Source organism: Micromonospora chaiyaphumensis (assembly GCF_900091435.1).
Taxonomy (GTDB): domain Bacteria; phylum Actinomycetota; class Actinomycetes; order Mycobacteriales; family Micromonosporaceae; genus Micromonospora; species Micromonospora chaiyaphumensis.
The window spans coordinates 568,013-574,126 of the sequence record NZ_FMCS01000004.1 but is presented as its reverse complement, the minus strand read 5'-3'; the positions used below and the strand labels follow the sequence as shown (position 1 = coordinate 574,126).

Below are 6,114 nucleotides of genomic sequence, written 5' to 3'. Positions count from 1 at the left end.
CCGGTCTGCCGGAGCGGGCCGCGGTCATCTCGATCGCCACGAGCCTGCAGGAGTCGAAGCTGGAGAACCTCGGCCACCTCGGCGACGCCAACGACCACGACTCGCTGGGCCTGTTCCAGCAGCGCCCGAGCTCGGGTTGGGGCACGCCGGAGCAGATCACCGACCCCGAGTACTCGACGCTTGCATTCCTGAAGGGCCTGAAGCAGGTCGACGGCTGGCAGGACATGCCGCTGACCGAGGCCGCGCAGACCGTGCAGGTCTCGGCCTACCCCGACGCCTACGCCCAGTGGGAGCAGCAGGCCACCGACATCGTGGCCCACAACTGGAACAGCTGACACAAGACAAACGAACCGCTGGCCGGCACCCCGAACACCGGGGTGCCGGCCAGCGGCGTCTCCGGATCTTGGACAGTTGCCGTGCCGGGCGAACGGAAACTGTCCAAGATCTCGCCTGGGCCGCAGCCGGCCGTACGGGCACCGCCGGAGCGGCAGCGGCATCCCGTCAGGTCAGCCAGGTGTAGCGGCGTTCGGGGCGACCGGCTGCGCCGTACTTCAGGGTGACCTCGGCCCGGCCCGTACCGGAGAAGTGCTCCAGGTAGCGGCGGGCGCTGACCCGGGAGATGCCGACCCGGTCGGCGCACTCGCTGGCCGAGAGCGTCCCCTCGTGCTCGCGCAGGGCGCGCTCGACCAGCTCGGCGGTCTCCGGACTGAGGCCCCGCGGCAGGGTCGCGGTGGTGGCCGGCGAGCCGCTGCGCGACAGCACCCGGTCGACGTCGGCCTGGTCGGCGACGACCGTCGCGCGGAGCGCGGTACGGCGGGCGGCGTACTGCTCCAACCGGGTGCGCAGCTCGTCGAACCCGAACGGCTTGAGCAGGTAGTTGACCGCGCCGTAGCGGACCGCCCGGCGGACCGCCTCGGCCTCCCGCGCGGCGCTGATCACGAGCACGTCGCAGTCGTGCCGGGCGGCCCGGATCCGGGTCACCACGTCGAGGCCGAACATGTCGGGCAGGTAGAGGTCGAGCAGGACCAGGTCGGGGCGGAGCCGGTCCACCGCGGCCACCGCCTCCTCGCCGGTGCTGGCGGTGCCGACCACCCGGAAGCCGTCGATCCGCTCGACGAAGCCACGGTGGATCCGGGCCACCATGAAGTCGTCGTCGACGACGAGTACGTCGATCATCGCGCCGCCTCCGGCACGCCGACCGGCACCGACATCCGGGCGGTGAACATCGCGCCCTCGTCGGTGTTGGTCACCGCGACCTCGCCCCCGCGGCGGTGGCAGACCAGGCGGGTGAGCGCCAGGCCGATGCCGCGCTCGCCGCCTTCGGCCGCCTTCGTGGTGAAGCCATGGGTGAAGACCTCCTGTGCCAGCTCCGGCGCCACCCCGGGACCGGAGTCGCGGACCACGATCTCGACCGACGCGGCGTCCTGGCGCAGCTCGGCCTCGACCCAGGCGGGGCGGTCGGACGGGTGGGCGGCCACCGCCTCGACGGCGTTGTCCAGCAGGTTGCCGAGCACGGTCGCCACGTCCGCCGCGACCTCCGGCGGCAGCCGGTCCAGCCCGGTCCGTTCGGAGATCCGCAGCTCCACCCGGCGCTCGGCGGCCACCGCCGACTTGGCCATGAGCAGTGCCGCCACCGCCGTGTCGTGGATGCGGCTGGTCACCGTGAGGTCGAGCGACGCGCGGTGGCGGCTCAGCGTGTCGACGTACCGGACCACCTCGTCGTGCTCGCCGATCTGGATCAGCCCGGAGATGGTGTGCAACTGGTTGGCGAACTCGTGGGTCTGCGCCCGGAGCAGCTCCGTGGTGCTGCGGAACGAGCCGATCTCCTGCTCCAGGCGGGCCAGCTCGGTCCGGTCCCGCAGCGTGGTGACGGAGCCGAGCCGGCGGCCGTCCTTGCGGACCGTCATCCGGTTCATCACCAGCACCCGGCCGCCCCGGACCACCACCTGGTCCCGGGCCTCCGGTCCGGTGCCCGCGCCGGCCAGCACGTCCCGCAGCCGGCCGTTGATCCGCAGCTCGGCGAGGCTGCGGCCGAGGCAGTGTTCGGGCAGGTCGAGCAGCCGCCGGCCGACCGCGTTGACGAGGGTGACGCGGTGCTGCGGGTCCAGCGCGATCACCCCCTCGGCGATGCCGTGCAGCAGCGCCTCCCGGTGCTCGGCCAGCCCGGCGATCTCGCGGGGCTCCAGGCCGAGGGTCTGCCGCTTGATCCGGCGGGCCAGCAGCCACGATCCGACCACCCCGAGGCCGCAGGCGATGCCCAGGTAGGTGAGCAGGTACGACGACGCGCCGACCAGCCGCTGCGACCAGGTCGGCGACGCCTCGCCGACCACCACCACGCCGAGGTACCGGCCGAGGTTCTTCTTGGTTTTCGGGTCGTCACCGAGCACCGGCACCTGGGCCGTCAGCTCCCGCGACCCGTCGATCTCCAGCTCGCCGAACCAGCTCCGGCCCTGCGCCACCTCGGGGTCGCCGAGCACGACCGGGCTGCCCACCAGCGTCGGGTTCGTCGAGGCGACCACCCGGCCCCGGGCGTTCGCGACGGTCACCGACGTGACGCCGTACTGGGTGAGGATGTCCCGCACCAGCGGGGCGATCGCCTCGCCGGGTGCGGGCTGGTCGAGCTGGTCGCGGAGCAGGGGGCTGCCGGCGAGCCGTTCGCCCAGGGTGGCGACGCGGCGCCCCTCGACCCGGTTGAAGGTCGCCGCCGACTGCGCCAGCGAGACGGCGGCCACCGCCACCAGCACCACGACGATGATCGCGAGCTGGAGGATCAGCAGCTGCCCGGCGAGCGTGCGGCGCCGGGACGTGACCGCGACCACAAAGACCTCAACTTCCGCTGGTGACACAACGCAGACAAGCTGCCCGGGTGGAGGCCACCATCTTGCCGCTGGACTCATTCGAAACGGAAGAGAAACAAGATGGCAACTAGGAGAAACGTGCTGGTCATGGGGGTCGCCGCCGCCACGGCGCTGGCCCTGGCTGCCTGTGGCGCCACCGCCGACAAGAACGAGGGCGGCTCCAGCAACGACGGCAAGCCGGTCAGCGGACTGCGGATCATGGTGCCGAACACCCCCGGCGGCGGATACGACACCACCGCGCGGACCGCCGCGAAGGTGATGGAGGACGCCAAGATCGCTACCGGCGTGCAGGTGTTCAACCTGCCCGGCGCGGGCGGCACGGTCGGCCTCCAGCGGACCGTGAACGAGAAGGGCAACGGCAAGCTGGCCATGCAGATGGGCCTGGGCGTCGTCGGTGCCTCGTACACCTCCAAGTCGGCGGCGACGCTGACCCAGACCACCCCGCTGGCCAAGATGATCGAGGAGGCCGGCGCCATCGTGGTGCCGAAGAACTCCCCGTACAAGACCATCAACGACCTGGTCGCGGCGTGGAAGGCCAACCCGAAGGGCATCGCGGTCGGCGGCGGCTCGTCGCCCGGCGGCCCGGACCACCTGCTGCCCATGCAGCTCGCCAAGACCGTCGGCATCGACCCCCGCCAGGTCAACTTCGTCTCGTACGACGGTGGCGGCGAACTGCTGCCCGCCGTCCTGGGCGGCAAGGTGGCCTTCGGCGCCAGCGGGTTCGGCGAGTTCCTCGACCAGGTCGAGGCCGGCCAGATCCGGGTCCTCGCGGTGACCAGCGAGGCGCCGATCGAGGCGCTCAAGGAGGTGCCGACCCTGAAGTCGGCCGGCATCGACCTGGTCTTCACCAACTGGCGTGGCATCGTCGCGCCGCCCGGCATCAGCGACGCCGACAAGAAGGTCTGGATCGACGTGCTCACGAAGATGCACGAGTCGGAGGAGTGGAAGGCCGAGCTGACGAAGCGCGGCTGGACCGACGCGTTCGTCACCGGCGACGAGTTCGGCACCTTCCTGACCGAGCAGGACAAGGCCGTGGCCGACGTGCTCAAGCAGCTCGGGTTGGCATGAGCGGCATGACGACGCGACCGGACCGGGGCGGCGACCTGCCGCCCCGGCCCCCGGGCGTACCGGAGATCCCGGCCCAGCCGGGCCCGGAGGCCGCCGCGGCCGGACCGCCGCCCGCTGTCCCCACAGCGCGTGAGGCGGACGAGCCGGCGGCCACGACCGGCGCCGACCCGGCGGTGGAGGCCGAGGCGGCCCCGCGACCCGACCGGGCGCAGTACGGCGTGGTGGCGTTTCTCGCCCTGGTCGGCGGGCTGGTCATCTTCGACGCGACGACCCGGATCGGGCGCGCGATCAACACGGCCGACCCGATCGGCCCGAAGCCCGTGCCGATCCTGCTCGGCGTGCTGCTGCTGGTCATCGCGGTCATCTACGCGGTGGACGTCGCCCGCGGCGGCCGCGGCGAGCCGGAGGCCGGCGAGGACGTCGACCTGAGCCTTCCCGTCGACTGGCGCACCGTGCTGCTGCTGATCGGCGCGTTCCTGGTCAACGCCGTTCTCATCGACCGGCTCGGCTGGGTGATCAGCGGGACGATCCTCTTCTGGGGATCCGCGTACGCACTGGGCAACCGGCACTACGTGCGCAACCTGCTCATCGCCGTCGCGCTGTCGTTGATCACGTTCTACACCTTCGCCATCGGGCTCGGCGTCGACCTGCCCGCCGGCGTGCTGCAAGGGATCCTGTAGATGGACAACCTCGCCAATCTGCTCGACGGGTTCGCCAACGTGCTGACCCCGATGAATCTGCTGTTCGCACTGCTCGGGGTGACCATCGGCACCGCCGTCGGCGTGCTGCCCGGCATCGGCCCGGCGATGACCGTGGCGCTGCTGCTGCCGGTCACCTACGGGATGGAGCCGGCCCAGGCCTTCATCATGTTCGCCGGCATCTTCTACGGCGGCATGTACGGCGGTTCGACCACGTCGATCCTGCTGAACACCCCCGGCGAGTCCTCGTCGGTGGTGACCGCGATCGAGGGCAACAAGATGGCGAAGGCGGGCCGGGCCGCCCAGGCACTGGCCACCGCCGCGATCGGCTCCTTCGTCGCCGGCACCATCGCCACCGTGCTGCTCGTGGTGGTCACCCCGCCGGTGGTGCAGTTCGCGATCAGCCTGGGCGCGCCCGACTACTTCGCGCTGATGCTGCTGGCGTTCGTGTCGGTCACCGCGGTGCTCGGCGCGTCCCGGGTACGCGGCTTCGCCTCGCTGCTGCTCGGCCTCGTGATCGGTGTGATCGGCATCGACCAGTCCGGCCAGCAGCGGCTCACCTTCGGGCTGCCGCAGCTCGCCGACGGCATCGACGTGGTCGTGGTGGCGGTCGGCATCTTCGCCGTGGGGGAGGCGCTGTGGATCGCTGCGCACCTGCGCCGCAAGTCCGGCGAGGTGATCCCGGTGGGGCAGCCGTGGATGGGGAAGCAGGACTGGAAGCGGTCCTGGAAACCGTGGCTGCGCGGCACGGCGTTCGGGTTCCCGTTCGGCGCGGTGCCGGCGGGCGGGGCGGAGATCCCCACCTTCCTGTCGTACGTCACCGAGAAGAAGCTGACGAAGCACCCGGAGGAGTTCGGCCGGGGCGCGATCGAGGGCGTCGCCGGGCCGGAGGCCGCGAACAACGCCTCGGCCGCCGGCACCCTGGTGCCGATGCTGGCGATCGGCCTGCCGACCAACGCCACCGCCGCGGTGATGCTGGCCGCCTTCGAGGGGTACGGCATCCAGCCCGGCCCGCTGCTCTTCACGCGGGAGTCCAGCCTGGTCTGGACGCTGATCGCCAGCCTCTTCATCGGCAACCTGCTGCTGCTGGTGCTCAACCTGCCGCTCGCCCCGGCCTGGGCGCGGCTGCTGCGGATCCCGCGCCCCTACCTCTACGCCGGGATCCTCTTCTTCGCCTCGATGGGCGCGTACGCGGTCAACGCGCAGCCGTTCGACCTGTACCTGCTGCTCGCCCTCGGGCTGCTCGGCTTCGGCATGCGCCGCTTCGGGCTGCCGATCCTGCCGCTGATCGTCGGCATCATCCTCGGCCCGCGTGCCGAACTGCAGGGCCGGCGCGCGTTGCAGCTCTCCGGCGGCGAACTGCACGGGCTGGTCGGCGGCTGGGTGTCCTGGCTGATCTACGCCACGATCGCCGTGGTGCTCCTCTGGCCGCTGATCGGCCGGTTCGTGGTCCGTCCGCTGCGCGGAAGGTTGGTGACGGCATGACGCTG

5 protein-coding genes and 1 pseudogene are annotated in these 6,114 nt (G+C 71.7%); 4 read left to right on the top strand and 2 right to left on the bottom strand.

The window, feature by feature from the left end; genetic code table 11:
• Positions 1 to 335 (top strand): annotated as a pseudogene (locus GA0070214_RS14720) (hypothetical protein); the annotation flags it as partial.
• Positions 336 to 501: 166 nt separating this feature from the next.
• Here the strand turns inward: GA0070214_RS14720 and GA0070214_RS14715 are convergent.
• Both GA0070214_RS14715 and GA0070214_RS14710 read right to left on the bottom strand, forming a co-directional pair.
• Positions 502 to 1,176 carry a response regulator gene (locus tag GA0070214_RS14715; RefSeq protein ID WP_091263064.1) on the bottom strand — a complete coding sequence of 225 codons (675 nt, stop codon included), beginning with the start codon at positions 1,174 to 1,176 and terminating at the stop codon, positions 502 to 504.
• Entirely contained in the window at positions 1,173 to 2,819 is a 1,647-nt protein-coding gene (locus tag GA0070214_RS14710) for a sensor histidine kinase (RefSeq protein ID WP_208602761.1), read from the bottom strand. The genes GA0070214_RS14715 and GA0070214_RS14710 overlap by 4 nt, the downstream gene beginning before the upstream one ends.
• A 99-nt stretch (positions 2,820 to 2,918) precedes the next feature.
• Between GA0070214_RS14710 and GA0070214_RS14705 the strand changes: the two genes are divergently transcribed.
• The 3 genes from GA0070214_RS14705 to GA0070214_RS14695 are packed head-to-tail and all read left to right on the top strand — an operon-like array spanning position 2,919 to position 6,109.
• Positions 2,919 to 3,926, top strand: coding sequence for a Bug family tripartite tricarboxylate transporter substrate binding protein (locus tag GA0070214_RS14705; RefSeq protein WP_091263060.1), 1,008 nt, complete (start codon positions 2,919 to 2,921; stop codon positions 3,924 to 3,926).
• Positions 3,927 to 3,931: 5 nt separating this feature from the next.
• Positions 3,932 to 4,606, top strand: a complete 675-nt coding sequence (locus GA0070214_RS14700; protein WP_244167702.1) for a tripartite tricarboxylate transporter TctB family protein — start codon at positions 3,932 to 3,934, stop codon at positions 4,604 to 4,606.
• On the top strand, positions 4,607 to 6,109 hold the full coding sequence (locus tag GA0070214_RS14695) for a tripartite tricarboxylate transporter permease (protein WP_091263056.1): 1,503 nt from the start codon (positions 4,607 to 4,609) through the stop codon (positions 6,107 to 6,109). It begins immediately after the preceding gene.
• Positions 6,110 to 6,114 lie beyond the last annotated feature (5 nt).